Source organism: Roseateles sp. DB2, from assembly GCF_051857535.1.
GTDB lineage: Bacteria > Pseudomonadota > Gammaproteobacteria > Burkholderiales > Burkholderiaceae_C > Roseateles_B.
Window position 1 is genome coordinate 430,606 of sequence record NZ_JBPZGY010000002.1, and the last position, 25,607, is coordinate 456,212.

The following is a 25,607-nucleotide window of genomic DNA, read 5'->3' on the forward strand; positions in this document are numbered from 1 at the left end:
TCGCGGCAAATCGCAAGCAAGCAGGTGTCATGGCGCCGGGGCGGATCGCGCGGCTGCCGAAGCGATGCGCAGACGCTCCAGCAGCATCAGCATGCCAAAGGCCAGCAGGCCCAGTGCGGTGCTGAGCCACAGAGCCTTGCCTTGCCAGCGGTCCAGCGCGATGCCGAACAGCCAGGGCGCGAAGGCCTGGGCAATGCGTGCGGGGAACATGAGCAGGCCTTGGCGATGGCCGTAACCCTGGGCACCAAAGATCACCAGAGGCAGGGTGCCCTTGGCGATGGTCAGCACGCCGTTGCCCGCGCCGTGCAGGATGCCAAACGCCGCCCCCGCCGGAGCGCCGAGGACCAGCAGGGCCAGCGCGCCCAGGGGATGCGCCAGGACGGCAAGACGGGCCGACAGCAGGGGATGCGTCCTGCGCAGGAAGCCGAACTCGAACAGGCGCGCCACCACCTGCGATGGGCCGATGAGTGCGGCGATGGCCACAGCGCCAGCCACGCCGATGCCGAAGCCCTGCAAGAGCCGGGGAAAGTGGGCTGCCATGGCCGTGCTGGTGAACCAGGTGGCGGCGAACACAAAGGACAAGGCCAGTACCGGCCCCAGTCCTGCTTGCTCAGCGGCTGCCGGCTCGCCCGGGACGGCGGCGCTGGCGGCCGCGGTGTCCGGCTCGGACTCGGCTGGCGGCAGCAACAGATTCAAGGGCAGGCCCATCAACACATGCAGGGCGGCCCAGGTCCAGCAGGCCTCACGCCAGCCCCATTGCGTGGCCAGCCATGCGCTCAAGGGCCAGCCGATCGTGCTGGCAAAGCCTGCAATCAGGGTGATGCCGGTGATCATGCGGCGCGACTCCAGCCGATGCAGTCGGACCAGGGTGGCGAAGGCTGCCTCGTAGAGCCCGCTGCCCATGGCGATACCCATCACCACCCAGGCCAGCAGCAGGCCGGAGAAGCTCGTGCAAATGGCCATCAGCATCAGACCGCCGGCAAAGAGGAGGCTGGTGCCTGCGAGCACTGGCCGGCCGCCGTGCCGGTCTATCAGCCGGCCCGCGCGAGGGCCCACGAGGGCAGACACCACCAGGGCCACCGAGAAGGCCGCAAAGATGTCCGGCGCCCCCAGGCCCAGCGAGGCGGCCATAGGCTGCGCCAGCATCGCCGGGAGGTAGTAGGACGAGGCCCAGGCCAGGGTCTGAGCCAGGCCCAGGGCGACGACGGTGGCGGTGGCCGAACGTCCTTGGCGCATGCTCAGCCGCAGCAGCTGGATGCAGAGGCCGTCGCCGGAGCTGCAGCGCGGGCGCTGCAGCAGGACGAGGCCGCAGAGGCCGGGGTCGGGAGGGGCTCGGGCGTCGCGGCGGCCTGCGGCGCCTCGGCAGGCGTGTCGCAGCAGGCGCTGCCGCCCGTGCCCGCGTGGGCCGGTCCTATGGAGCAGACGCCCGTCTGCGGAAGCTCCAGCTCGACCCGGTCCGCCGCTTCGAGGTCGCCGGCCAGGGCCGCTACGACAGACCGGGCTTGCTCGAAGCCGGTGGCCATCAGAAAGGTCGGCGCGCGGCCATAGCTCTTCACGCCGACCGTGTAGAAGCCAGGCTCAGGGTGGGACAGCTCACGGTGGCCATGCGGCCTCACCGTGCCGCAGCTGTGGAGGTTGGGGTCGATCAGCGGGCCCAGGGCCTCAGTGGATTCCAGCCAGGGATCCAGCCTCAGGCGCAGCTCTCGGCTCATGCTCAAGTCAGGGCGCTGGCCGGTCGCGCAGATGATTTCATCGATGCCTGCCACCTCGACTGGACGGCGCTGAGTGTCCCTGCCCCGCACCGTTAGCTGACCCGAGGCCTCGCGCCGGACTTCCGTGATGTGCAGGCCGCTGAAGAACTCCATCTCGCCGCTTTGCTGAAGGCGCTGCAGCGAGCCGCCCAGTTCGCCACGCGCTGGCAGCGCGTCGGCACTGCCGCCACCGAAGACACGCTGCAGCGACGGCGAACGCACGGCCCACGCCAGCCGCGTGCCGGGCTCCTGCCGGGCGAGTTCGGCCAGGTACAACAGCGCATTGGCCGCCGAATGCCCGGCGCCCACGACCAGGGTCCGCTTGCCTGCATAGCGCGGCCTTTGTGTGCCGGCGACGTCGGGAATGCCGTGAAAGATCTGGTCAGCCACCTCGGCTTCACCGAGAGCGGGCAGGCCATTCGCGCCGAGGGGATTGGGCCTGCTCCAGGTGCCCGTCGCGTCGATGACGGCGCGTGCGCGCAGCTCCTGCAGGCGGCCGTCCTGCAGGTAGCGCACGACGAAGGCGGCCTGGTCTCGCCCCGTGCTCTTCACCTTGTCATGGCCCTCGCGGCTCAGTCCGACCACCCGAGCCTCGAGCTTCAGGGATCCAGCCACCTCTGGCAGGGCCGCAAAGGGCTTCATCACGCGCTCCACGAGCTCCGCAGCCAGGGGCAGCTCGGCGTCCGGGGGGGCCACCCAGCCGGTTGATGCCAGCCGTCGTGCCATGCTGGCATCGATGTTGTATTTCCAGGGGGAGAACAAGCGCACATGGCCGTAATCCAGCAGGTGGGCGCCAACACTGCTTCCGGCCTCCAGCACCACGAAAGGCAGCCCGCGCTCGATGAGTTGTGCGGCGGCAGCCAGCCCCACAGGGCCCGCGCCCAGCACCGCGACTGGCAGGCCGTCTTCCGCCTGGGGCATCTCGCGCAAGCTCAGGCTCATGAAGGCGGCGCAGGCCGGGCAGGCGCCCTGGAACTCGGCCGAGGCCCTGAGGGCGGCGGGCGCCTCCTCCAGCTTGCCTCGCTTGAAGCCGTACTGGGCGAAGTATTCCGGCGCGGTGACGGTCAGCAGATGGAGCGAGGCAATGTCACGCACACGAGCCTGTTGCAGCAGGGGCTGCAGAAGCATCCGACCGATGCCCTGCTTGTGCAGGCCCGGCCGCACCGCCACCGAGCGCAGCAAGGCCACGGAGCCATAGACCTCGGCACCCGCGCATCCGACGACCTCGCCGTTGGACACGGCCAGCACATAGGTCGAGAGGTGCTCCCGTGCTCCCGCGGTGGGGAGCTGGTTGGCCTGCAGCAGGGCTTCGATCTCGGGCCAGTCCGCAGCGCCAGCCTGGCGCAGTGCAACTTGGTTCAGCAACATGATGGTTTGTCCTTGGTGTCTTGGGCTTCAGGCGGCGGGAGGCAGCAATTGGCGGCCTGGTCGTCCCGCAGGGCCTGGAGCAGCAGCAGCAGAGAGTTCTCGATCGCAGCGCGATTGCGCTCGCCCAGGCGGTCCAGGAGTTGGTCCGCATGGGCATCGAGCGTGTGGTTCAGCTCATGGACCGTGCGAACGCCGTCGGCGGTGAGCGTGACGAGCCAGCTCCTTGCGTCGGACGGGTTCGGCTCCTTGGTCACCAAGCCACGGGCTGCCATGGCCTCCACCGCGCGTGACACCCAGCTCTTCTCCAGGCTGAGCCGCTGGCCCAGCTCCGACAGCGGCAAGGGCCCTGAGCGCGCCAGCTCGGTCAGCAGATGGCATTGCGTGCTGGTGGTGCGGCAGCAGTCCGCGACCACGCGCTGCGCCCGGGTGTAGAGACGCGCCACCTCGCGCAGCAGGCTGCCGGGACTGGACGCCGGGGAAAGGACGGGTGGGTTCATATGGGTGCGAATAGCAACTATCTGTCGACACCATACGAGCTCCTTTTGTAGGTTGTCAATAGCAACTATCTGGGCGGAAAGAACGGGGCCGCAGCCCCGTGCTCCGATCGCTCAGGCTTTCTGAGTCTGCTCCGTCCCGGCGGCCAGGGGCGGTGTCGACGGACGCAACGGCGAGAGCAGGCGGGCCACCAGCATGGCGACCCCCGCGCCCAGCAACTGCGCCAGGACGAAGCCAGGCGCGCTGGCGGGGGCGATTCCCGCAAAGCTGTCGCTGAACATGCGGCCGAAGACGGCTGCCGGATTGGCGAAGGAGGTGGAGGCCGTGAACCAGTAGGCCGCGCCGATGTAGGCTGCCACCAGGGCGGAGGCCCGCCCGGCCGGTGCGCGAAGGATCACCAGCAGCAGGCCGAAGGTGGCCACGGCCTCGGCGATCCACTGCCCCTGGCCGCCGCGCAGCTTGCCGGCGCATTGCAGGAGGCTCAGGTCGAACATGGCATGGGCCAGCCAGGCGCCGGCCATCGCCCCCAGGAGCTGAACCAGCACATAGGGCAGGAGCAGGCCCCGGGCCAGCTCGCCGCGTGCGGCCATCACCAGGGAGACCGCTGGGTTGAAGTGCGCCCCGCTGATCGGGCCGAACACCTCGATGAGGACGTAGAGCCCGCCCACGGTGGCCGCCGTGTTGGCCAGCAGGGCGATGGCCACGTTGCCGCCGGCCAGGCGCTCGGCCATGATGCCGGAGCCGATCACCACGGCCAGCAGCAGTGCTGTGCCCAGGCCCTCGGCCAGCAACTTCTGAGTGTTTCGCGCAGACATGGGCTCAGCTCTTGGCGATGGCGTTCAGGGCCGCCAGCAGTTCCTGCCTGCCCAGGGTTTCCAGCGGCAGCGCCAGCAGCTGCAGCATGCGGTAGCCGATGGCCTGGCGCGTCAGCTCGAAGGCGCGGCGCTTGCCTTCATCGCCGCCTTCGGCATGGGAGGGGTCCGGGTAACCCCAGTGCACCTTCACCGGCTGGCCATGCCCGCCGAAGAAGACCGGGCACTGCTCGGCCGCGGCGCTGTCGCAGACGGTGATCACGATGGACAGCGGCGGCGCTTCGGGCGTGGTGAACTCGTCCCAGCTCTTGCTGCGGTAGCCGCTGACATCGACGCCGGCCTGGGTCAGCACCTCCAGCGCGAAGGGGTTCAGCCGCCCGCTGGGGGCGCTGCCGGCGCTGTGAGCCCGGACGTCCTTGCCCAGCCGGGCGGCCAGGTGGTTCAGCATGCCCTCGGAGAGCACGCTGCGCGCGGAGTTGTGGGTGCAGAGGATGAGGACGTGGGTGGTCATGGTGGGCGATGAGAGTGGTCAGGCTTGGCCGATGTTGCGGACGGCCTTCTGCAGCGACATCTTGTCAAGGGTGGAAAAAGGGAGCGCCAGCATCAGCTCGATGCGTCGCTTCAAGGCCAGGGCCGTGTCGTGAAAGGCTTGCAGCTTCTCGGCTTCGCTGCCCTCGGCAGCGGCAGGGTCGGGCAGGCCCCAATGTGCCGTGATGGGCTGGCCGGGCCAGACCGGGCAGGCTTCACCGGCCGCCTTGTCGCAGACGGTGAACACGAAGTCGAGCGCAGGGGCGTCGGGGCGAGCAAACTCCTCCCAGCGCTTGCTGCGGTAGCCGTCAATGGGCAGTTGCAGCCAGGCGAGCGTGTCCAGAGACCGCGGGTGGACTCGGCCTGCGGGATGACTACCCGCAGAGTAAGCTTTGAACCGGCCTCGACCCAGATGGTTCATCAGTGCTTCGGCCAGGATGGACCGGGCCGAATTGCCGGTGCAGACAAAAAGCACGTTGTAGGCAGTAGCGTTCACGCGAATCCTTCGAGGACAGGGGTTGGTGTCAGCACGCGCAGGACGTGGATGACACGGGCAGGCAGGCTTCCCCCTTGCAGCAGTTCTCGGTGAGAAACGTCAGCAGCTCGTCCATGCGCTCGAAGGCGGCGCGGTACACCACGTTGCGACTGATGCGCTCCTGGGTCACCAGACCGGCATGGCTGAGTTCCTTCAGGTGAAAGGACAGCGTCGCCGCAGGCACTTCCAGCGCCTCGGCAATCGCGCCTGGGGTCAGGCCTTGTGGGCCTGCCACGACCAGCAGACGAAACACCTTGAGCCTGTGGGCTTGAGCCAGGGCTGCGAGGGCGCGGACAACGTGTTGCTCTTCCATAGGTTGATAATTCTATAGAATTGGAACTATTGATGCAACACAAGCCGCGAGGCCTGACTGTCCGCCATGCTTGTGTCAGTCTGATGACGCTATCCATAGGAGTTCGCCATGCCTTCTCTCCAGATCTTTGACCCTGCCCTGTGCTGCAGCAGCGGCGTCTGTGGCCCGGACGTCGACGCCGGCCTGATCCAGGCCGCCGCCGACATCGCCTGGGCCCAGGCGCAAGGCGCGCAGATCGAGCGCTTCAACCTCGCCCAGCAGCCCCTGGCCTTTGCCCAGAACGAGGCCGTGCGCGGCTTTCTGGAGCGCTCGGGGCAGGACGCCCTTCCCATCGCCGTGCTGGACGGGCAGGTGGTGCTGGCCGGGCGCTATCCCAGCCGCCAGCAGCTGGCGCAGTGGGCCGGCCTGACAATGCCTGCAGACGCGCCCACCGCCGCCAGCTGCTGCAGCGGCGGCCGGTGCTGCTGAACCAGGAGTGCCCATGAAGTTCCTCGACCAGTTGCCCCGTTTCGCCTTCTTCACCGGCAAGGGGGGTGTCGGCAAGACGTCCCTGGCCTGCGCCGCGGCCGTCAGCTTGGCCGAGTCCGGCCGGCGCGTGCTGCTGGTCAGCACCGATCCGGCGTCCAATGTCGGCCAGGTCTTCGGCATCCGCATCGGCAACCAGATCACGGCGGTGCCCGAGGTCGCGAACCTGTGGGCCATGGAGATCGATCCGCAGGCCGCCGCTCAGGGATACCGGGACCGCATCGTCGGGCCGGTGCGGGGCGTGCTGCCGAGCGAGGTCGTGAAGGGCATCGAAGAGCAGCTGTCCGGTGCCTGCACGACCGAGATCGCCGCCTTCGACGAGTTCACGGGACTGCTCACCGACGAGACGCTGGTCGGGCGATTCGAGCATGTGATCTTCGACACCGCGCCCACGGGCCACACCATCCGCCTGCTGCAGCTCCCTGGCGCCTGGAACAGCTTTCTTGAAGCCGGCAAGGGCGACGCCTCCTGCCTGGGCCCCCTGGCCGGCCTGGAGAAGCAGCGTGCCCAGTACAAGGCGGCCGTCGATGCGCTGTCCGACCCGGCCCGCACGCGTCTGATCCTGGTGGCCCGAGCGCAGGCCTCGACGCTGCGCGAGGTGGCGCGCACCCATGACGAGCTGGCGCGCATCGGCCTGACGCGCCAGCACTTGGTCGTCAACGGTGTCATGCCCGCCGCCGAAGGGGCGCAGGACCCGCTGGCGGCGGCCGTGGTCCGGCGTGAGCAGGCCGCGTTGGCGGCCGTGCCCGCTCCCCTGCGCGAGTTGCCGACGGACCAGGTCCCGCTGAAGGCCTTCGATCTCGTCGGGCTCGAGGCCCTGCGCGGATTCTTCAATGACACCCCATCACTGGCGCAGGACGGCGGCAGCCCCGCGCAGGAGGCGATCGACGCGCCCACCCTGGCCGGCCTGGTGGACGAGCTGGCCACGGCGGGTCACGGGCTGGTCATGGTGATGGGCAAGGGGGGCGTCGGCAAGACGACGCTGGCCGCGGCGCTGGCCGTCGAGTTGGCGCGGCGCGGTCTGCCCGTGCACCTGACGACCTCAGACCCGGCCGCGCACCTGACAGAGACGCTGGAGGGGCAGATGGAGCATCTGACGGTCAGTCGCATCGACCCGCATGTCGAGACACAGCGCTATCGCGAGCAGGTCCTCGCGACCAAGGGAAGGAACCTGGACGCCCAGGGCCGTGCCTTGCTGGAAGAGGACCTGCGTTCGCCCTGCACCGAGGAGATCGCCGTCTTCCAGGCCTTCTCGCGGATCATTCGCGAGGCGGGGCGCAAATTCGTCGTCATGGACACGGCGCCGACCGGCCACACCCTGCTGCTGCTGGATGCCACGGGGGCCTACCACCGGGAGATCGCGCGCCAGATGTCGGGCTCCGGCGTCCACTTCACGACGCCCATGATGCAGCTGCAGGACGAGGCGCGCACCCGGGTCCTGATCGCCACGCTGGCCGAGAACACGCCGGTTCAGGAGGCAGCCCTGCTGCAGGAGGACCTGCGCAGGGCGGGCATTGAACCCTGGGCCTGGGTGATCAACAACAGCGTGGCGGCGAGGCCGGTGACATCGCCGCTGCTGCGGGCGCGGGCCGCGAAGGAAGTGCCTTTCATCGAGGCTGTGGCCGGCACGCATGCCAGGCGCTACGCCGTGGTGCCGCTGCTGGCCGAGGAGCCGGTGGGGATAGAGCGCCTGGGGCGGCTGTCGCGGCCAGCGGACTGAGGCTGCACGCGGCACCTGGCGGCGGGTGTTCTTCGGGGCTCGAGAGGACCGGGCTGTTCGCCTGCGGGGCGCGGCCGAGCGCTAGTCCGTCTTGATCAGCCGGTCCAGGATGCCCTTCTTGTCGGCGTCATCCTTGATGGAGGGGGCCTTGTCCCAGTCGAACCCACCAATGTTCTTGCTGTAGAACTGCTGGTTCAGGGCCTGTCCGTACATGAAGAACTGCCCGGCAGTGATGTCCAGGCCGGCGTTGGCCTCATGGGTGATCTGGTCGGTCCCGTCCACGGCGACGACGGCTGCCGCATGGTGCGAGCATTCCCCGCCCTCTTTGAGCGCCTTGCTCACGTGGTCCAAGAAGTAGAGCTCGAAGACATCGCCCACCTGCATGTTCAGGTAGGGCTCCTTGTTGTCCTCGTCGCCTTCGTCATATCGATCGCGATTGGCCAGGGCTTTCAGCCCTTCATTGCCTTGCGCCGCCTTGTAGCGATCTTCCGGCGTGGAGAGGCCCTCCCGACGGCTGGGCCTCAAGCCATTCAGGGTCTCCTTTGACCAGGCGTCGCGACCGCGTGCCAGCGCGTTGGCATACATGCCGCAGTCATTGGGATTGACGGAGGACTGCGCACCGTTGAACTGGAGCTTGCCCTTGTACGAATCAAAGTTCTGAGGATCTTGCTCCCGTCCCAGGGCTTCGCCCGTGAAGATGGTGGTCCCTGTCTTTTCAAACGCTTGGGCGGGCTGGGGGACAGCGGCACCCTGGGCCGCATGGAGGATGTCCCGCTTGTCTTCATCCAGCACGTACTGCGCGCTCGCGCTGACCAGCTTGCTTCCTACCTTTGAATAGCATTGAACCGGCAGGCTGGCGTTCCAGCCCGTGATCAGCTTGCGCTGAGCGAGCACCCGCGGCGACTGCCTGATGCCCAGGGAGGTGCCCTGCGCGCCGCCAGCGCCCGATGCGCCTCGTTCCTGAGGCCCCGCTCCCTGCGACGCGGGATACCGCTGGCTCACGCCGTCCCTGCCTGCTCTTGAATCGAACCCTGCCATCTGCGCCTCCCGCCGTCACGCGTGCCAGGCAGCTTGGCATGAGCTCAGGGGTGGGCGCCATCAGCTGAATGCTGAGATTGCGGCACAGTTTTTCCTAGCCGACCGCTAGCCGACCGCTAGCCGACCGTGTTGCGCCGGGACTGGCCACTGGGTGCCGCTGCCTTTTCAGCCCTATGCCTTCCGACGGGCCTGGACCGGCGTGGGCATGGGGGGGCAGCGGCCTCCGAGTCTGCGTCAATGGCAGCTCTAGTGACCGCTCTGCTGACCGCTTCCGTAGCCGGCCTGCCAGGCTGCGCGCTGGATGGCTCGCTCCACGCTGCTGCTGCTTGGCGCCTCCTGCCCTGGCGGGCTGACGATCACCGAGGGGGCCGGTGGCCGCTGGGGCACTGGCGCCGTGGGGCTCGCTTCCACGGGCCCGTCAAAGCTCAGGTGCTCCAGCTGCAGGCCCCGGCGCAGGGTGATGCCGCCTGGGGCCATGTGCTCGATGCGCAGGCCGGGCGCCACCACGTCACCCACCAGGGCCAGGCGAGGCGCCTCTTGCCCTAGCTGCAGCCTCGCCAGCCAGCGTCCGCGGCTGTCCCTGCGCAGGGCCAGGACGCGGACGCTCAGGGCCGGTGACGGGGCCTGAGCCGTGGCGGGCCGTGCGGCAGACGCGCTCAACCCTGCCGGGTTCGGCGGGGCCACCGCGGGTGCCGCCGTCGACGCGGGCAGGCCCGGCCGGCTTGCTGCCGGGGCCGGTGCGCTGTCTGGCGGGCCCAACAGCCATGCGGTCAGGCCCAGCAGACCCAACGCCAGGCTGCCAGCCCAGCCCAGGGGCCCGATCGTCGCGGGGCCTTGGCCTTGCGGGGTGGCGTCGAGGCCAGGCCGCCTGGGCGTGGTGCTCACCATCCGATCGAGAAGGTCACCGTCTGGGGTGACCTCGTGTGGATGGACGGGCTGCGCGAGCCCACATCGTCATAGGCAAAGCCGTAGGCGAGGGCGCCCAGGCTGTGCTCATGCCAGAAGCGGGCGAAGTGGTTGGCTGGCTGGCCTGCAGGGAAATGGGCGGCCGGGTCCCACCAGCTTTCGAAGGGCAGATGGGCCACACGGCGGTTCAGCGCAGCGCACAGCTGGGCCTGCAGCTGCAACTGCTTGCCTGCGTTCGTCGGGCCGCCGCTGGTGTCGTCCAGCAGGCCGTTGCCCAGCATCACCATGGCCGTCGTGGGCTTGCCGTTGATGTAGTAGACGCCGCCATTGGCATCGGTGAAGCGCATCACGTTGCCGCTCACGCGGCCGCGGAAGCTGCCCCAGCCGTTGCGCAGGTCCAGCACCAGATCCTGCTGGCTGTACTGGGCCCAGACAGCGCTGATGTAGTCATCGAGGTAGTGCTCCTGGGCCTGGCCGGCCTGGAAGGTGGCGTGGGCGGGCGCCATGATGCGAAACGGCGCATAGGGGGCCTGGGCCAGGCCCTTGAAGGGCGCGGGCATGTCGTTGATGAACTTGGCGAAGAGCTCCTCGCGGGTCTCGGTGAGCGACTCGCCCACCGTCTGCGTGAAGCCGTCCAGGCCGGTCACCGCCAGCTGCACCGGGAAACCGAACTGGTCCACCCGTGTCGTGTTGACGAAGATACCCTGAGGATTGCTGCCCGGGGGCAGGATGGCGAATTCGCCGAAGTCGAAGGTGACGTCAATGTTGGGGTCGGTCGGGTTCTCGATGTTCGCGCCGGCATAGGCGATCTTCCCGTTGGCGTCGGTGTTGACCCAGATATACATGGGGCTGCCCACGCTGAAGAGGATGCGCGCCGAGTTGATCGGTGGGATGGTTACGGACTTCAGCTGCTCCAGGGTGAAGAAATAGTTGCTGTAGGGCAGGCCGTTCTTCATGAGGGCGCCGTTGTCTGCCAGGCTCATGGGCACCAACTGGCCCTGCGCATTGACGTGCACGAACTGGTCGCTGGCCCAGTCCTTGCCGATGATGGCCCAGTAGACCTGTGCATCGCTGAACCTGCCTCGCGTGGCGTTGACCAGCTTGAAGGTGGTCTGGCCATTCCACACCTGCGCGTTGCCGCCGCCGATGCTGTAGCTGGCCTGGCTCATGCTGGAGGCCGTCATGCCGGGCTTGAAGGCCATGGCGCGCACCATCGTCGATGTGGCAAGAGGGATGGGCCCACCATAGGCGGGCGAGCTGGCGCTGGGCAGGCTGCCGTCCGTGGTGAAGCGGATGGTTGCCCCCACGGTGCTGGAGGCCAGGGTCAGCTGGATGGGTGCGCCATAGCTGCCTGGGGCATGGGAGAACACGGGTGCGGCGACCTGGCCACCAGCCGAGCCCACCACATAGGTGCTGCTGCTGATGCCGGACTGGCTGCCGTCGCTCAGCACGCTGATGGCGTTGAGTGTCATGGCCGTGTTGACCACGATGGGGCCGGTGTACTGCGGCGACAGCGCGTTGGGCGCGGAGCCGTCCGTGGTGTAGCGGACCACGCCTGTGGAAGCCAGGGTGGTCAGGCTGACGCTGACCGGGCTGGCGTAGTTGCCGCCGGGTGGGCTGAAGACGGGTTTGGGGATGTCGTTGCCCATGCCCATGACGTAGCTGTAGGCCGGCGAGTCGGTCTGCGCGCCGGACATCGGGGCATAGGTGAAGGCGTAGTGGATGCGCTGGCCGGCGCTGAGGCCGCTCAGCACGGTCTCGTAGCGGTCCAGGCTGGGGTTGTAGGCCATCTGGGGATTGATCTGCGAACCGGTGCCGATCTGGTAATGCAGGATCACGAACCGCTGGGCCGCCAGGGGCTTGAACCAGAGGGTGGCCGTGGCACCCAACTCTGACACCCCTTGCGAGAAGCCGCCATTGGCGATGCTGATCACGTAGTCCGCACTGGACACGGGGGAGTCCGTCATGCCGGACGCGCTGGCAAAGGCCTTGATCGTCAGGCTGCGGCCCACGGGGATGGGGCCGGCATAGACGGGCGATGCGCTGGTCGGCGTGCTGCCGTCCACGGTGTAGCGGATCACGGCCCCCGGTGTGCTGCTGCTGAGGCTGACTTGCTGGGCGCTGCTGTAGCTGCCTGCAGGCACGGAGAAGCCTGGCGCCGCCACATGGCCACCGCCACCGCCACCGCCGAGTGTGAGTACGAACAGGGGGCTGTCCGCCGCGCCGCTGCCGTTGGCAAACCAGGTGAAGCTGTACTTCACGGTGGCGCCAGCGGGCAGGGCGGTCTTGTACTCGAAGCGCTGGGTGCTGCTGTTGTAGCTGCTGCGCACGTTCTGCTGGCCGCTGCCAGCGTCGTAGTGCACGTCGACCCAGGCCGTGCTGGCCAGCTCGCGGGCGAACCAGAAGGTGGCCACGCCGCCGGCATGGTCCACACCCTGGGTGTAGCCGGTGCCGCCGCTGCTGGTAATGGTGTAGCTGGCGCTGCTGACGGCGGAGCTGAGCCCGTTGAGCAGGGCAACCGCCTTGAGTGTGGCGCTGGCATTGAGCGTCAGCGCAGCCGTGTAGGCGGGCGAGACTGAGGTGGGTGTGCTGCCGTCCAGGGTGTAGCGGATGGTCGCGCCGCTCGTGCTGCTGAGGCTGATGCTCAGCGGCGCGGCGTAGCTGCCTGCGGGCACCGAGAAGCCCGGCGCGGCCGGCGCGCCACCGCCGCCTTGCAGCAACGAGGAACCGGTGCTGGAGTCATAGGCCGCGCCACCGGTGAAATAGGTGAAGCTGTGGGTAATGGTCTGGCCCGCACTGGCGTCAAATGAGGTCTCGAAGCGCGCCGTGCTGCTGTTGTAGTTCATGCGCACATTCATCTGCGCACCGCCCGCCACGCTGTAGTGGGCATCCACCCAGCTGGTGCTGACGCCGGGCTTGAACCAGAGGGTGGCCGTGCTGCCTGCGAGCTCGGCTCCGGCCGTGAAGTCGGCCGCGCGCGCGTGGGCGGGCAGGAGGCCCAGGGAGAGGGCAAGAACGGCGCAGAGCAGCCGTCCTATCAACCCGAGAAAAGTGTGTGTCATGCTTGTCTCCAGTCTCGTTGAGGGGGATCCCTCTGGCGCATGAAGGCGCTCGTATGTGCTCAGTACTGCAGTCTGAATTCTGCATTGAAAGCGCTTTCCTGAATAGGCGTAAAGCTGCTCGATCTGTCGCAAAAATATGTATTCAATGTTAGGCATGAAATCGGTTTCATTGAATGTCTTTATTTTGCGTTCAAGGCCAGGCATCCAGTCGTCCAGGTACGCGGTTCAGTGTTGACCTGTTGCGTACCAGGGTGGCTGTTGTGGGGTGATTGATGAAGCAGCGCTGCTGAACCCTCGTTCTTGCCGCCAGCTGCGGAGGTCGACGAAGCCGATAGCATGGCCATTCACAAGGCCTGCCGCGACGCTGACGACCGCATCCTGCCCGTCCGCGCGCTCCGCCCCCTGGCTCAAGGACCGCCCCATGCTCCTCATGAACACCCATGCGACGCGACGCACCTATGACGCCGGGCTTCGATCCCTGCTCAGTCTGGACGAGGCCCATGCGGCCCGCCTGCGCCTGGCGGGCTGGTCCGGGCTGAGCGCGCAGGCCACGCCGGCCTGGTCCATGCCCGGGCTGGCCCGAGCACTGGGCATCGCGCAGCTGACGATCAAGGACGAGTCCCGGCGTTCTGTGCTGGGCAGCTTCAAGGCCCTGGGTGCTCCGAATGCCCTGATCAAGTTGGTGCAGCGCCGCTTTGCGCAGGCGGGTTGGTCTGCGGTCGAGCTGCTGGCTGGCCGGTGTGCGCAGGACTTGGCGCAGCTCGTTGTGATCAGTGCCACTGATGGCAACCATGGCCGGGCTCTCGCGGCGGCTGCGCAGAGCCTGGGCTGCCGCTGCGTGATCGTGCTGCATGCCCAGGTCAGCGATGAGCGAGAGCAGGCCATTGCAGCCTTTGGCGCCGAGATCGTGCGTATCAGAGGCAGCTACGACGACTCGGTCCACGAGGCTGCGCGCCTGGCGCAAGAGCGGGGCTGGGAGGTGGTGTCCGACACCTCCTACGAAGGCTATGAGGACGTCCCGCGCGACGTCATGCAGGGCTATGGCGTGATCGCCGACGAATTGCTAACCGAGCAGGGCAGCGAGGGCTCCTGCCCTTGGACCCATGTCCTGCTGCAGGGCGGTGTCGGTGGCCTGGCTGCCGGCATCGTCGGCTGCTTCTGGGATCGCTTCGGTGCGGCGCGCCCGCACTTCATCGTGGTGGAGCCGGAGCAGGCGGACTGTCTGCTGCAGAGCGCCATCGCGGGCCGGCCGGCGAGGGCGGGAGGCAGCGTGGACTCTGTGATGGCGGGCCTGGCCTGCGGCGAGGCCTCGCCCCTGGCCTGGCGCTTCCTGCAGCCAGCCGTGGATGCCTTCATGACGGTCAGCGACACGCAGGCCGAGGCTGCCATGCGATGCCTGGCGGACGGCTCCCAGGGCGACGTGCCGTTGGTGGCGGGCGAGTCGGGCGTGGCCGGTCTGGCGGCGCTGCAAAGCCTGGCGGCCTCGAATGCCGAGCGGTGCGCCGTCGGACTCGATGCACAGTCGCGCGTGCTGCTCATCAGCACGGAAGGCGCGACGGCGCCCGGTGTCTATGCGGGCATCGTCGGCCGGTCCGATACCGCGGTGCGTGCAGCGCAGCAGGCCTGGCTGACTACCTGGAGCCGGTAGCTGCGGCGACGCTGGTCGCGCAACATCAGAGTCAGCGCGCGCGATTCGAGTCGTCTCGCGTTGACGGTGGTCGGGCCTGGCGCATCGAAGCCAGCACCCTGGCGCGGCGGGGAGCCGCAGGTCGCGCAAGCGTGCCGGAGCCGGGCGGTGAGGTGCAGATGCCGATGGGATCAGTCCTTCTGCGATGATCCTCTTGCCTGGCATGGAGGGCATCAGCAGGGGCCCGCTCGAGCAAGCTGCACGAGTTGCCCGCACGAGTAACCCGCGCTGGCGGCTCCTGCCCTCCAGGCGTCCAGATGGCCGCCATGCGCTGGCTAGGCCCTCATTGCCCACAGGCTCTCGCCAAGGAATCTGAATGCCCACCAAATCGACCTTCAAGATCAGCCGCTTTCCCGTGCCCGAGCTTGCCGAGCTCCCGGATGACATGCGTGCCCGCATTCTTGCGGTGCAGGAGAAGTCGGGCTTCGTGCCCAATGTCTTCTTGGCTCTGGCCCACCGGCCGGAGGAGTTCCGTGCCTTCTTTGCCTATCACGACGCCCTGATGGAGAAGCCTGGCTCTCTGAGCAAGGCCGAGCGCGAGATGATCGTGGTTGCGACGAGCAACGCCAACCAGTGCCAGTACTGTGTGGTCGCGCACGGAGCCATCCTGCGTATCCGAGCCAAGAGTCCGCTGATCGCGGACCAACTTGCCATCAACTACCGCAAGGCTGACATCACGCCCAGACAAAAGGCCATGCTGGACTTTGCGATGAAGGTGTCTACCGCTTCGTACGCCGTCGGAGACGAGGACTTTGAGATCCTGCAGCGGCATGGCTTCAGCATGGATGACGCCTGGGACATCACCGCCATCGCGGCCTTCTTTGGTCTCTCCAACCGCATCGCCAATGTCAGCAGCATGCGGCCCAACGACGAGTTCTACACACTCGGGCGCTGAGGGCTGCAGGCCGAGGACTGCGGCCGGCCTTGGCCTGCCCTGGCTGCCCTGGCTGCCCTGGCTGCCGCGGCTGTCCGTGCCGACCGGTTGACTGCACGCGGCTCAGGCGCCCGCGTCGCCCTTGCCTGACTTGCTCGCATCCTTGGATTCGACGCCAAACAAGGCCTTGGCCGCCAGGCGCAGGCGCATGGTGACATCCACCGTGCTGAAGCCGCCGATGGCCGCAACGCCCAGCCACCAGAAGGAGTCGTCCCCGGTCTGGGTTTCGAGGGAGGTCAGCAGCTTGGCCTTGAACAGGACCACGAGCAGGAAGCCCAGCGTTGCGCCCACCAGGGGCCGGGTGGCATACAGGGGCCACCAGCGGCGCAGGTCCAGCGCGTCCTTGTAGCAGGCGTTGCCCACGAAATCCACGAGCGAGCGGAGTATGGCCCCCAGGCAGCCGCCAAGAAGGCCCAGCAGCAGCAGCAACTGGATCTGCCCCACCTGCCTTGCGTTGGAGCGGTAGGCCAGGGCGTCCAGCGCGGCGTGGTAGCTCTTCAGGGCCGCCTGGACCTGACTCGCCGTAGGCTCGGCATTGCCGCTCGCCGATGCGGCGCCACGCGCCGGCGCGGCCGTAGCCGCGGGCGTGGCTGTTGCCCCCTTGCCGGTGTCGAACTCAAGCAGGTCGCGCAGCGCCAGCAGTTGGCGTGCGTCCATGGGGCCGCGGTGCAGCAGGCGACGGGATTCGGCGTCGTAGTGGAAATTCGCGGGGCCCGGCTTGATGCTGGCCCGCTCGGGCAACTCCCAGGCGATTGTGGATTCGGCTACCGCGCCATTGTTGAAGCGTTCGATGGTGCGGTAGGTCAGCTTCAGCAGGGTGACGGAGAGCACCAGCAGGGCCACGAAGAGCGCGAGCTTTTCCCACCATGCCGCGGCAGGTGCAGGCGGATGGCTGCCCGCGTCTGGGGCCGGTGACGTTGTGCTGGTATTCATTCAGGCCTCACAGCGGTGAACAGGCGCCCAGTCAGTCGCTGCAGCGCGGGCAGCATGCCGGGCAGGATTTCCATCAACGGGTCGCGATGGCGCCCCGTGGGCAAAGGCAAATGAGCGTAGCACGCGATTCTCATGGCACGCAGCAGGGCGTACCAGGCAATGGCGTCCAGGGCCTCCTGCCCCAGCGCCTCAGGCCAGGCCCGCAGGACCAGGTCGAAGAAGGGATGCAAGCCGTGTGTTGCGAAGCCGTAGCCCAGGGTGGCGAGCGGGTCGCCGCTGAGGCAGCCTTCGAAGTCGATGAGGCCGGCCATGTTGCCGGCCTCGGTCACGAGGATGTTGCCGAAGTTGAAGTCGCCCCAGATGAGCCGGTGTGCCGGGCCTGCCATGCGGGCGGGCTCAGCGTCTGCCAAGTCCCGCAGCGCGGACCTCAGCGCCTGGGGCAGCAGCGCATGCGCCTCGATGGCTGCCAGGCCGGCATGGAAGGACTGCCTGGCGAAGGCCTGCCAGCTGGCGTCGCGTGCACGGCCTGCCGAGACCAGCTCGCCTGCGCCCTCGAAGTCCAACTCCTGCAGGCGGTGCAGATGCCAGGCCAGTTCGCCGGCCAGCCTATCCTGGGGCCGCTCGCCGGTGTCCGAGAGGTGCTCTTGCAGGGTCCGGCCTTCGATGCGTCTGTACACCATATAGGCCAGGGGCGAGGGGGGGCCGCTGCGGGAGTCGCCCACCGGCTCGGGGACTGCAAAGCCCAGCTCCCGGCACCGCGCCAGCAGGTCCGGCTCCTGGTGAACGATGGAGGAGCGTCCGCGAGGATAGAAGCGAACGATCAGGTCCTCGCCGCTGGACGTCCGAACGCGGCACTTGAAGGTCATCATGCCGTGCAGCAGCACTTCCGCGCTGCGCACCGACGCGCCGCTCAGCCCGCTGACGACCTGGGCGGCCAGTCCCGCGAGATGGGGCGGATGCAGGCTGCGGTCCAGCATGGGCGTGCTCAAGCCACGCCCAGCGCTGCCAGTGCGCGCAGGTCCGGCTTGAAGAACAGCCGCGCGAACTCGGCTTCATGCGAGCACCAGCGGCGGTGCTGGCGCAGCCAGCCTGCCGTGAGGGGCTCGATCTCGAGGGCCAAGGTGCTGGCGTAGTGGATGACCCGGAACCACAGCACCACGTTGCGGTCCAGCGACGCTCCGGCGATGTAGGGGCCGCTGGGGTAGTCGAAGCGCACCATGCGCATCACACGTCGGCGGGCGTCGCGCAGGCCGTGCTGCGGATCGTAGGTCACCCAGCTGCGCAGGTCGATGGCCACGGCATTGGCGGTGAAGTCGAACTGGTTGAGGACGTCGACGATGTCCTCGCAAGGCCACAGGCCGGGCACGAAGTCGGCAATGGGAATCAGGTCCGCGTAGCAGCTGGGCTCTCCCTGGGGGTACCAGCGCGGCGCACCGTAGGGCGTGCGATGCAGCGTGCCTTCACGGGCCAGGCTGGCGACAGCCTGCTCGACGCTGGGACCAGCCAGGAAGCAGTCAAAGTCCTTTGGTGCCGTGCCGTGTCCAGTCATCAGCTGGCGGATCACGCCGCCGGCCAGGAACACCTGCAGGTCTGGAAAGGTCTGCATGACCCGTTGCAGCGAGGCATGGCCACCCCAGGCTGCCAGTGTGCGCCGGAGGTCGGGAAGGAGTTCCACCAAGGTCATGGCTGGTCGGGGGGGGAGGGGCGCTGTCGGACGACTGTCTAGTTTAAGGTCCCGGCCCATTGTTGCCGCCGCATGGGCCCGCTCTGCCTTTCCGTGATAATCCGGCCCCTTTGCCCCCTTCGGGCGCCAACGGAAGCATTTGCATGAACAAGAGTGAACTGATCGATAGCATCGCCACCAAGGCCGGCATCAGCCGCGCCGCCGCCGGCACGGCTCTGGACGCCACGCTGGCCAGCATCAGCGAGGCCCTGGTGGCGGGCGAGGCCATCGCCCTGGTCGGCTTCGGCACCTTCAAGGTGAGCGAGCGCGCTGCCCGCACCGGCAAGAACCCCGCCACCGGCGCCACGCTGGAAATCGCTGCCTCCAAGTCGGCCAAGTTCACGCCGGGCAAGGTGCTGAAGGATGCGCTGAACGCCTGAGCGGTTCGCCGCTGAAGGCCCAGGGCCGGTACCGTCTCGTGCGGTGCCGGCCCTTGTCATTTCTGGCCTGGCCGTCTGCTGCGGGGCGGGTCCCTCAATGCGTCAGGCGCTGCCTCAAGCGCTGCCTCAGGCGCTGCTTCTGGCCTTGGTGCGCCAGAAGTCGGTATCCAGGGGCAGGGCGGCGCCGCTGCGCTCGTTGACGAGCCAGAGCTGGCGGCCATCGGGGCTGAGGCGCTGGACCTCGCCCGTGACGCGGCCGGCACTCACCCGCAGGCCCAGGGCATTGCGCGGGAAGTCGGGCGCCGCGGCCAGGACCTGCAGGGGGACGACGGGGCGGCTGTCCCCGGCCAGGCGCAGGCGCTGCACCAGCGGCGCCAGCAGCGGGCTGGCGGCGTCCGCGTCCGAGAGGTAGAGCAGCACCTTGGCCTGGGCGCGGCTGAGGGCCACATTGAGCAGGCGGCGGGCGTCTTCCGTCTGCAAAAAGGGCAGGCTGGCGTCCACCGGGTCGAAGAACACCACCGGCGCCTCGCTGCCCTGGGCGCGGTGCACGGTGCTCACCCTCACGCCGGCCTCGTCACCGATGCCCCGGGCCTGCAGGCCGCGGCGGATCAGCGCGCGCTGGGCGCGAAAGGGCGTCAGCACCACCAGCTCATGGGGCTGCCAGTGGCCGTCCGCCAGGGCCTGGGCGACGGCGCCAGACAGGGCCTCGGCGGAGGCCGGTCGCTGAGGGCCGCGGTCCTGGGCGGACCAGCGCCCCGCGCCTTTCACCGGCAGCAGCGCCACATGGGCGGAGGCCGGCAGCGCGGCCAGCGGGCGCTGCCGGCGCGCCAGCCAGTCGGGCGATTCCAGCGCGTCCGCGGCAACCTTCAGCGCGCCGTCGTAGAACACCTCGCTGACCAGGGTGCTGATGGGCGGCGCCATGCGGGACTGCTCGTCCAGCAGCACGACGGCCGGCCCCTGACGCGGCATGTCGGCAAAGGCCGAGCGCCCCAGCCAGCGCCGAGCGGCGGGCTCGCGGCTGCGCAGTACCGGCGCCAGCTGCTGGGGATCCCCGGCGAACAGGGCTGCCGCGCCCAGGGGCATCAGCAGCAGGGTCTGGGCCAGGCTCAGCTGGCTGGCCTCGTCGAAAACCAGCAGGTCGAAGGGCGGCTCGCCCGCGCCGCTGTCGTCCAGCGAGCGCAGCAGGGGCAGGCTGGCGGTCGCGCGGCTGGCCGTCATGGCCGCCAGACGGGCCTGGCGCAGCGCGCGGCGGGTGTCGGCGCGCAGCTGCTCGCGCAGGGCGGTGAGGCGGTCGCTCCAGGCCTTGAGCGCCTGGGCGTCGTGGCTGGGTGGTCGCGCGGCCTCCAGGCGTGACAGGGCGGCCAGCAGGGCCGGATCGGTGCCCGGCAGCAGGTGCTCGCGGCCGTCGTAGGCCGCCGGGTCGAAGCGTGTGCCCAAGCGCTGCAGCGTGCCGCGCAGGGGCTCGCGCCGCCCCTTGAGCAGGGCCTTGTCCACGGCGATCAAGGCCTGGTCCACCGCCTGGTTGGTGCTGGAGACCAGCAGGATGCGGGCGCCGGGGCGGCTGTCCAGGTATTCGGCCAGCAGCACCCCCAGGGTGGTGGTCTTGCCGGTGCCGGGCGGGCCCCACAGGTAGGCGCAACGGTGCTGCACCAGGGTCTGCAGGGCCCGTCGCTGAGCCTCGCGCAGCCAGCGGAACGGGGCGCCGGTCAGGGGCGGGCCCGCGGGCGCCGGCTGCGGCGTCGAGAGGGCGGGCCGCAGCGCCAGCGCGGCCTCGGCCCAGGGCGTGTCCCAGGCGGCCTCGACCAAGGCCTTGAGGAAGCGCGGCGGATAGAGGCGGATCAACTGGTCCGGCCCCGGCGGGGCGGTGCTGGCGTTCTGCAGCAGCAGCTGGTCCTCCTCCACCCGCAGGGCCAGCACGCTGGCATGGCCCTTGGCGGGCTCCCCCCACCAGGCGGAGGCGCCATCCAGGCTGTCATCCAGCAGGCTCAGCGCCGCTGCCTGGCCGGGCGGCTGGCCTTGGGCGTAGACGTAGCCCGGCTCGAGCGTGACGCGCCACAGCGGGCCTTCGCGCTCGCTGCGCAGGACCTTGAAGTCGTAGTACTCGGGCGTGGCGGCCAGCTCGGCGTCCAGGGCCGCCCGCAGGTCGGCCAGGCTCACGTCGCAGTGCTGCTGCCCAGGCCCTGGAAGGTGCTGGTCATCACCCAGTCGATGATCTGGGCATGGGTGTACTGGCCGGAGTCCTTGAGCAGGCTGACGACGGGATCGCAGGCGCGGGCGAAGAGGGTGTAGAGCACCATCTCGGGCGGAAACTGCGTCTGGATCTGCCCCCCGGTCTGGGCTTCCGTGATCCAGATGCTGAGCCGGTTGCTCAGGGCCAGCAGGCGGTCCATGTAGTCGTCGTTGGACTGCAAAGAGGCACTGAGGCTGGAGTTCTGGGCGGGCAGGGAGGGCATTTCACCTTCCAGCTGTGTCTGCATGGCCCAGCGCGTGACCGCCTCCAGCTGAGCGCGTGCGCTGATCGGCACACCGGCCGCTGCGGCGGCGGCGGCCTGTTCCCGCAGGCGGTCGACAAAGGCCAGGGCCCGGTCCAGCACTGCCACCATGGCCGCGCCGGCCAGGTCTTCCTTGGAGGCGAAGAGCTTGTAGAGGCTGGCCTTGGCCATGCCGGCCTCGGCCGCGACCTCGTCCACGGTCATGGCGTCATAGCCCTTGGTCGCCAGCAGGCGGTTCACCGCCGTGACGATGGCTTCCTGGCGCATGCGCTGCACCTGCTCACGGATCGAAGGTCGGGCTCCCATGGCCTGCATTCTAGACCGACTGGACTGCTGGAAATACCTGATGGTGCAAAAATTAGACTGAGGAGTTATAGTTGTGAACTGATGAGTTCAGAAACTGGCCGGCCGGGTCCAAGCGGCGGCTGCAGCACAGGGAGCAGGCCCATGCGACGCATTGCAGTCATTGGTTCAGGGGTGTCGGGTCTAGCGGCGGCCTGGCGGCTGAGTGCGCCGGGTTCTCCCCGCCGGGTGACGCTTTTCGAGGCGGATTCCCACTTCGGCGGCCACGCCAACACGGTGGACCTCTGCCTGGACGGTGTCAGCCACGGCGTGGACACCGGCTTTCTGGTTTTCAACCACCGCACCTACCCCTTGCTGACCGAGCTGTTTCAAACCCTGGGTGTAGAGACGGCGCCCTCGGACATGTCCTTCTCCGTTCAGGTGCCGAGCGCCGACGGCCGTGAAGGGCTGGAATGGAGCGGCAGCTCGCTCAACACCGTCTTCGCGCAGCGCCGCAACCTGCTCAAGCCGGACTTCTGGCGGCTGCTGCGGGAGATCCTGCGCTTTAACCGCCTCTGCACGGACCTCGCGCAGCGGGGCGAGGAGGCGCAGCTGGACGGCGCCATCGAGGACTTTCTCGCCGAGCACCGCTTCGACCGGACCTTCCAGGACCATTACCTGCTCCCCATGGTGGGTTGCATCTGGAGTTGTCCCACGGACCAGATGCTGCGCTTTCCCATTCGCACCTTGATCCGCTTCTGCCACAACCACGGCCTCATCCAGATCCAGGACCGGCCGCAGTGGCACACCGTGCGTGGCGGTTCGCGCCAGTACGTGCGGCAGATGCTGCAGCGACTGGGCGATGCCCGGCTGAACATGCCGGTGCTGGGCGTGCAGCGCCAGGCCCACGGCGCGCGAGTGCTGACGGTGCAGGGGGCCGAGTCTTTCGATGCCGTGGTCTTCGCCTGCCATGCCGATCAGGCCCTGGCGCTGCTGGGCGACGATGCCTTGCCCCAGGAGCGAGCCCTGCTGCACGCCATCCGCTACCAGCCCAATGAGGCGGTGCTGCACACCGATGTGTCGGTGCTGCCGCGCCGCCGGCTCGCCTGGGCCGCATGGAACTATGAGCGCGCGGCGGACGCCGGCAGTGAAGGCGCCCAGGTCTGCCTGCACTACCTGATCAACCGCCTGCAGCCGCTGCCGTGGTCGCAGCCTGTCATCGTCTCGCTCAACCCCGCGCGGCCGCTCGACGAGCGCCTGGTGCACCGACGCATTCATTACGCCCATCCGGTGTTCGACCGCGCCGCCATGCAGGCCCAGGCGCAGCTGCCCCAGGTGCAGGGGCTGCGCCACACCTGGTTCTGCGGGGCCTGGAGCGGCTATGGCTTTCATGAGGACGGCCTGCGCTCAGGATTCGAGGTGGCAGACGCCGTTGAGTTTGCCCTGGCCCGGCGTGACGCCACTGCGCAGCGGGGGGCCGCATGAGCGCAGTCTGCGCCCAACTGGCCCTGGGCTCCGTGTGGCACCGGCGTCAGCGGCCCGCGCTGCACGCCTTTCACTACCCCAGCTACTTCCTGCACCTGCCCTTGCGCCGGCTGCGAGATCAGCCTTGCGCAGCGCTGCGGCGCAACCGCCGGGGCCTGCTGAGCTTCCATGACCGCGACCATGGAGACGGCGGCGGCGACGCCCTGGCCTGGTTCGACCGCCTGCTGCTGGCTGAGGGCGTCCATGACGCGACCGGCGAGGTCTGGCTGCAGACCTTCCCCCGGGTGCTGGGCTTCGCCTTCAAGCCGGTGAGCTTCTGGTACGCCCACCGAGAGGACGGCAGCCTGGCCGCGGTGGTGGCGGAAGTCAATAACACCTTTGGTGAGCGCCATCTCTACCTGCTGACCGGCCCCGAGCTGGCGTACGGGCGCCGGCAGTCGGCGCGCAAGGTCTTTCATGTCTCGCCCTTCTGCCGCGTGGAGGGCGACTATGCCTTTCGCTTCGATCGCCGCCTGGATGCGCAGGGGCAGGCCGCCTGGCTGCGTGCGGCTGTGGACCTGAGCGATGCACAGGGCCTGCTGCTGCAGACCAGCCAGGCCGGCCTGTTGCAGCCCCTGACGCCCCAGGCCGTGCGCCGCGCCTTCTGGGGCATGCCCCTGATGACCTTCGGCGTGGTGCTGCGCATCCACTGGCAGGCCCTGCGCCTGTGGTGCAAGCGCGTGCCCTTCTTCTCCAAGCCATCCGCCCCGACTGAACTGGTGAGTCGATGACCATGAGCCAAGAAACCCTTCTGAATGCTTCGGCCCGGCCCGGCCTGGCCGCCTCCATCTCCGCCTCCGCACGGCGCGTGCTGCGCCTGCTCGAGCGGTTGCCGCAGGGCCAGCTGACCTTGCAGTTGCCTGATGGCGAGACGCTGCAGCTGGGCCGCCCCGTGCAGGCCGGTGAAGCGCCGCTGAGGGCGCAGCTGGTGGTGCATGACTGGCAGGTTTTCGAGCGCACCGTCAAGTCCGGCGACATCGGCCTGGCAGAGAGCTACATCGACGGCCAGTGGGATACGCCTGACCTCGCCGCCCTGCTGCGTCTGTGCATCGTCAACCGCGGGCACATCGAGCAGTTGGTCTACGGCCGCTGGTGGGGCCGGCTGCTCTACCGCCTGAAGCACCTGCGCCAGCGCAATTCGCGATCCGGCAGCGAGAAGAACATCCACGCCCACTACGACCTGGGCAACGATTTCTACCGGCTCTGGCTGGATTCCGGCATGAGCTACAGCGCCGCCTGGTTCGAGAGCCGCGAGCCGTACGGCGTGGCCCTGATCGATGCGCAGTCAGCCAAGGTGCGCCGCGCCTTGCGCGAAGCCCGCGTGGCGCCGGGCCAGCGCTTGCTGGAGATCGGCTGCGGCTGGGGCGGCCTGGCCGAGCTGGCAGCACGCGAGTTCGGTGCCGAGGTGACGGGCGTGACCCTGTCCCGTGAGCAGTTGCAATGGGGCCGCGAGCGCATCGCGGCCGCCGGGCTGGAGGCTCAGGTGGAACTGCGCTACCAGGACTACCGCGACCTGCCGGCCCAGCACCGCGAGCAGCCCTTTGATGCCATCGTCTCCATCGAGATGTTCGAGGCCGTGGGCCACGAGTACTGGCGCGGCTACTTCCAGACGCTGTGGGACTGCCTCAAGCCCGGCGGCCATGCCTGCATACAGAGCATCACCCTGCGCGACGACCTCTTCCCGCGCTACCTGCGTTCGACCGACTTCATCCAGCAGTACATCTTCCCCGGCGGCCTGCTGCCCAGCCCCTCGGCCTTCGAGGCGGAGGCGCGCCGCGCCGGCTTCGTGGTGGAGAACCGCCTGGCCTTCGGGCGCGACTACGCAGAGACCCTGCGCCGCTGGCATGCCGACTTCCTGCAGGCGCTGCCCCAGGTCCGAGCCCTGGGCTTTGATGCGCGCTTCGAGAAGATCTGGACCTTCTACCTGGCCTACTGCGAAGCCGCTTTCGACACCGGCAACACCGACGTGATGCAGTTCACCCTCAGAAAGCCCGCCCCATGACCCCCCGCCGCCTGCACCGCCGTGCGCTGTGCGCGGCCCTCTGTTCCCTGCCCTGGATGCTTATGGCCACTCCTGCCTCTTCCGCTCCCATGCCCGCAGCCGGCGGTCCTGCCACGCCCGCCCTGCCGGAGGAACTGCAGGCGCTGCTGCCTGGCGCGCAGTTGCGCGGCAGCGGCGTGCTGCGCTTCTTCGGCCTGCGGGTCTACGAGGCCCGGCTGTGGACCACGCCCGCCTTCTCGCCCGAGGACTACGCCGGCCAGCGTCTGGGCCTGGTGCTCAGCTATGACCGGCGGCTGGAGGGGGCGGCCATCGCCGAGCGCTCCATTGCGGAAATGCGCCGCGTGGGGGCCTTCAGCGAGACGCAGGCCCAGCAGTGGCTGGTCCTGATGAAGCAGGCCTTTCCGGACGTGAAGCCGGGGGACCGCCTGCTGGGCTGGCATGACGGCCAGGGGGGCGTGCGCTTCTTCTACAACGGCCGCCAGACCGCGGAGCTGTCGGACCCCCTGTACGCGCGGCTCTTTTTCGGCATCTGGCTGGCGCCGCAGAGCTCTGCCCCAGCCCTGCGCCAATCGCTGCTGGGCCTGCCCGGCTGAGTCG

Annotated in this window: 24 protein-coding genes; 9 read left to right on the forward strand and 15 right to left on the reverse strand. The window is 68.7% G+C overall.

What is annotated here, in order from left to right; translation table 11 throughout:
* Positions 1-27: 27 nt before the first annotated feature.
* From ACS5PK_RS04425 to ACS5PK_RS04455, 7 genes are all read right to left on the reverse strand, one after another.
* A complete protein-coding gene (locus ACS5PK_RS04425; RefSeq protein WP_439439039.1) occupies positions 28-1,236 on the reverse strand; it encodes an MFS transporter in 1,209 nt (402 codons plus the stop codon).
* 2 nt (positions 1,237-1,238) lie between these two features.
* Positions 1,239-3,119, reverse strand: a complete 1,881-nt coding sequence (gene arsN2, locus ACS5PK_RS04430; RefSeq protein WP_439439040.1) for an arsenic resistance N-acetyltransferase ArsN2 — start codon at positions 3,117-3,119, stop codon at positions 1,239-1,241.
* Complete coding sequence (locus ACS5PK_RS04435) at positions 3,110-3,616, reverse strand: MarR family winged helix-turn-helix transcriptional regulator (protein WP_439439041.1); 507 nt, start codon at positions 3,614-3,616, stop codon at positions 3,110-3,112. The genes arsN2 and ACS5PK_RS04435 overlap by 10 nt, the downstream gene beginning before the upstream one ends.
* A 111-nt stretch (positions 3,617-3,727) precedes the next feature.
* Positions 3,728-4,429 carry an aquaporin gene (locus ACS5PK_RS04440; protein ID WP_439439042.1) on the reverse strand — a complete coding sequence of 234 codons (702 nt, stop codon included), beginning with the start codon at positions 4,427-4,429 and terminating at the stop codon, positions 3,728-3,730.
* 4 nt (positions 4,430-4,433) lie between these two features.
* On the reverse strand, positions 4,434-4,937 hold the full coding sequence (locus tag ACS5PK_RS04445; RefSeq protein ID WP_439439043.1) for an arsenate reductase ArsC: 504 nt from the start codon (positions 4,935-4,937) through the stop codon (positions 4,434-4,436).
* A gap of 18 nt (positions 4,938-4,955) precedes the next feature.
* Positions 4,956-5,450, reverse strand: coding sequence for an arsenate reductase ArsC (locus ACS5PK_RS04450; protein WP_439439044.1), 495 nt, complete (start codon positions 5,448-5,450; stop codon positions 4,956-4,958).
* A 28-nt stretch (positions 5,451-5,478) separates the two neighbouring features.
* Complete coding sequence (locus ACS5PK_RS04455) at positions 5,479-5,802, reverse strand: ArsR/SmtB family transcription factor (RefSeq protein WP_439439045.1); 324 nt, start codon at positions 5,800-5,802, stop codon at positions 5,479-5,481.
* A 108-nt stretch (positions 5,803-5,910) separates the two neighbouring features.
* On the opposite strand from ACS5PK_RS04455, the gene arsD reads away from it, so the two are divergent.
* On the forward strand, positions 5,911-6,270 hold the full coding sequence (gene arsD, locus ACS5PK_RS04460) for an arsenite efflux transporter metallochaperone ArsD (RefSeq protein WP_439439046.1): 360 nt from the start codon (positions 5,911-5,913) through the stop codon (positions 6,268-6,270).
* Positions 6,271-6,283: 13 nt separating this feature from the next.
* Positions 6,284-8,047: an arsenical pump-driving ATPase gene (gene arsA, locus ACS5PK_RS04465; RefSeq protein WP_439439047.1), complete on the forward strand. Its 1,764-nt coding sequence runs from the start codon at positions 6,284-6,286 to the stop codon at positions 8,045-8,047.
* An 81-nt stretch (positions 8,048-8,128) separates the two neighbouring features.
* Here arsA and ACS5PK_RS04470 read toward each other — a convergent pair whose 3' ends face one another.
* The 3 genes from ACS5PK_RS04470 to ACS5PK_RS04480 form a co-directional block, all read right to left on the reverse strand.
* A complete protein-coding gene (locus ACS5PK_RS04470) occupies positions 8,129-9,049 on the reverse strand; it encodes a hypothetical protein (protein WP_439439048.1) in 921 nt (306 codons plus the stop codon).
* A 282-nt stretch (positions 9,050-9,331) separates the two neighbouring features.
* Complete coding sequence (locus tag ACS5PK_RS04475; RefSeq protein ID WP_439439049.1) at positions 9,332-9,745, reverse strand: hypothetical protein; 414 nt, start codon at positions 9,743-9,745, stop codon at positions 9,332-9,334.
* Positions 9,746-9,966: 221 nt separating this feature from the next.
* Entirely contained in the window at positions 9,967-13,053 is a 3,087-nt protein-coding gene (locus ACS5PK_RS04480; protein ID WP_439439050.1) for a beta-1,3-glucanase family protein, read from the reverse strand.
* Positions 13,054-13,474: 421 nt separating this feature from the next.
* Between ACS5PK_RS04480 and ACS5PK_RS04485 the strand changes: the two genes are divergently transcribed.
* Positions 13,475-14,701: a diaminopropionate ammonia-lyase gene (locus ACS5PK_RS04485; protein WP_439439051.1), complete on the forward strand. Its 1,227-nt coding sequence runs from the start codon at positions 13,475-13,477 to the stop codon at positions 14,699-14,701.
* 355 nt (positions 14,702-15,056) lie between these two features.
* Positions 15,057-15,635, forward strand: a complete 579-nt coding sequence (locus ACS5PK_RS04490) for a peroxidase-related enzyme (protein WP_439439052.1) — start codon at positions 15,057-15,059, stop codon at positions 15,633-15,635.
* Between the two features lie 102 nt (positions 15,636-15,737).
* Here the strand turns inward: ACS5PK_RS04490 and ACS5PK_RS04495 are convergent, their stop codons facing one another.
* From ACS5PK_RS04495 to ACS5PK_RS04505, 3 genes are read right to left on the reverse strand one after another with little or no spacing between them, the layout of a single operon-like run.
* Positions 15,738-16,607 carry a hypothetical protein gene (locus ACS5PK_RS04495; protein WP_439439053.1) on the reverse strand — a complete coding sequence of 290 codons (870 nt, stop codon included), beginning with the start codon at positions 16,605-16,607 and terminating at the stop codon, positions 15,738-15,740.
* Positions 16,604-17,584 (reverse strand): phosphotransferase family protein, encoded by a 981-nt coding sequence (locus tag ACS5PK_RS04500; RefSeq protein ID WP_439439054.1) that lies wholly within the window; start codon positions 17,582-17,584, stop codon positions 16,604-16,606. The genes ACS5PK_RS04495 and ACS5PK_RS04500 overlap by 4 nt, the downstream gene beginning before the upstream one ends.
* An 8-nt stretch (positions 17,585-17,592) precedes the next feature.
* Entirely contained in the window at positions 17,593-18,213 is a 621-nt protein-coding gene (locus ACS5PK_RS04505) for a hypothetical protein (protein ID WP_439439055.1), read from the reverse strand.
* A gap of 221 nt (positions 18,214-18,434) precedes the next feature.
* Between ACS5PK_RS04505 and ACS5PK_RS04510 the strand changes: the two genes are divergently transcribed.
* Positions 18,435-18,710 carry an HU family DNA-binding protein gene (locus ACS5PK_RS04510; protein WP_439439056.1) on the forward strand — a complete coding sequence of 92 codons (276 nt, stop codon included), beginning with the start codon at positions 18,435-18,437 and terminating at the stop codon, positions 18,708-18,710.
* Positions 18,711-18,836: 126 nt separating this feature from the next.
* On the opposite strand, the gene ACS5PK_RS04515 is transcribed toward ACS5PK_RS04510, so the two are convergent.
* Complete coding sequence (locus ACS5PK_RS04515; protein ID WP_439439057.1) at positions 18,837-20,867, reverse strand: DEAD/DEAH box helicase; 2,031 nt, start codon at positions 20,865-20,867, stop codon at positions 18,837-18,839.
* Entirely contained in the window at positions 20,864-21,508 is a 645-nt protein-coding gene (locus tag ACS5PK_RS04520) for a TetR/AcrR family transcriptional regulator (RefSeq protein WP_439439058.1), read from the reverse strand. Before ACS5PK_RS04520 ends, ACS5PK_RS04515 begins: the two co-directional genes overlap by 4 nt.
* 141 nt (positions 21,509-21,649) lie before the next feature.
* Between ACS5PK_RS04520 and ACS5PK_RS04525 the strand changes: the two genes are divergently transcribed.
* From ACS5PK_RS04525 to ACS5PK_RS04540, 4 genes are read left to right on the forward strand one after another with little or no spacing between them, the layout of a single operon-like run.
* Positions 21,650-22,969 (forward strand): NAD(P)/FAD-dependent oxidoreductase, encoded by a 1,320-nt coding sequence (locus tag ACS5PK_RS04525; RefSeq protein WP_439439059.1) that lies wholly within the window; start codon positions 21,650-21,652, stop codon positions 22,967-22,969.
* A complete protein-coding gene (locus tag ACS5PK_RS04530) occupies positions 22,966-23,739 on the forward strand; it encodes a DUF1365 domain-containing protein (RefSeq protein WP_439439060.1) in 774 nt (257 codons plus the stop codon). Before ACS5PK_RS04525 ends, ACS5PK_RS04530 begins: the two co-directional genes overlap by 4 nt.
* A 20-nt stretch (positions 23,740-23,759) precedes the next feature.
* Positions 23,760-25,010 (forward strand): class I SAM-dependent methyltransferase, encoded by a 1,251-nt coding sequence (locus ACS5PK_RS04535; protein WP_439439163.1) that lies wholly within the window; start codon positions 23,760-23,762, stop codon positions 25,008-25,010.
* The gene (locus ACS5PK_RS04540) at positions 25,007-25,603 is read left to right on the forward strand and encodes a chalcone isomerase family protein (RefSeq protein ID WP_439439061.1); all 597 of its coding nucleotides are present in this window, start codon (positions 25,007-25,009) and stop codon (positions 25,601-25,603) included. Before ACS5PK_RS04535 ends, ACS5PK_RS04540 begins: the two co-directional genes overlap by 4 nt.
* Positions 25,604-25,607 lie beyond the last annotated feature (4 nt).

Coding starts and splice junctions, on each gene's coding strand:
- ACS5PK_RS04425 (WP_439439039.1), bottom strand. CDS start 1,236: ATGCGCCAAGGACGTTCGGCCACCGCCACCGTCGTCGCCCTGGGCCTG.
- arsN2 (WP_439439040.1), bottom strand. CDS start 3,119: ATGTTGCTGAACCAAGTTGCACTGCGCCAGGCTGGCGCTGCGGACTGG.
- ACS5PK_RS04435 (WP_439439041.1), bottom strand. CDS start 3,616: ATGAACCCACCCGTCCTTTCCCCGGCGTCCAGTCCCGGCAGCCTGCTG.
- ACS5PK_RS04440 (WP_439439042.1), bottom strand. CDS start 4,429: ATGTCTGCGCGAAACACTCAGAAGTTGCTGGCCGAGGGCCTGGGCACA.
- ACS5PK_RS04445 (WP_439439043.1), bottom strand. CDS start 4,937: ATGACCACCCACGTCCTCATCCTCTGCACCCACAACTCCGCGCGCAGC.
- ACS5PK_RS04455 (WP_439439045.1), bottom strand. CDS start 5,802: ATGGAAGAGCAACACGTTGTCCGCGCCCTCGCAGCCCTGGCTCAAGCC.
- arsD (WP_439439046.1), top strand. CDS start 5,911: ATGCCTTCTCTCCAGATCTTTGACCCTGCCCTGTGCTGCAGCAGCGGC.
- arsA (WP_439439047.1), top strand. CDS start 6,284: ATGAAGTTCCTCGACCAGTTGCCCCGTTTCGCCTTCTTCACCGGCAAG.
- ACS5PK_RS04480 (WP_439439050.1), bottom strand. CDS start 13,053: ATGACACACACTTTTCTCGGGTTGATAGGACGGCTGCTCTGCGCCGTT.
- ACS5PK_RS04485 (WP_439439051.1), top strand. CDS start 13,475: ATGCTCCTCATGAACACCCATGCGACGCGACGCACCTATGACGCCGGG.
- ACS5PK_RS04490 (WP_439439052.1), top strand. CDS start 15,057: ATGCCCACCAAATCGACCTTCAAGATCAGCCGCTTTCCCGTGCCCGAG.
- ACS5PK_RS04495 (WP_439439053.1), bottom strand. CDS start 16,607: ATGAATACCAGCACAACGTCACCGGCCCCAGACGCGGGCAGCCATCCG.
- ACS5PK_RS04500 (WP_439439054.1), bottom strand. CDS start 17,584: ATGCTGGACCGCAGCCTGCATCCGCCCCATCTCGCGGGACTGGCCGCC.
- ACS5PK_RS04505 (WP_439439055.1), bottom strand. CDS start 18,213: ATGCAGACCTTTCCAGACCTGCAGGTGTTCCTGGCCGGCGGCGTGATC.
- ACS5PK_RS04510 (WP_439439056.1), top strand. CDS start 18,435: ATGAACAAGAGTGAACTGATCGATAGCATCGCCACCAAGGCCGGCATC.
- ACS5PK_RS04520 (WP_439439058.1), bottom strand. CDS start 21,508: ATGGGAGCCCGACCTTCGATCCGTGAGCAGGTGCAGCGCATGCGCCAG.
- ACS5PK_RS04525 (WP_439439059.1), top strand. CDS start 21,650: ATGCGACGCATTGCAGTCATTGGTTCAGGGGTGTCGGGTCTAGCGGCG.
- ACS5PK_RS04530 (WP_439439060.1), top strand. CDS start 22,966: ATGAGCGCAGTCTGCGCCCAACTGGCCCTGGGCTCCGTGTGGCACCGG.
- ACS5PK_RS04540 (WP_439439061.1), top strand. CDS start 25,007: ATGACCCCCCGCCGCCTGCACCGCCGTGCGCTGTGCGCGGCCCTCTGT.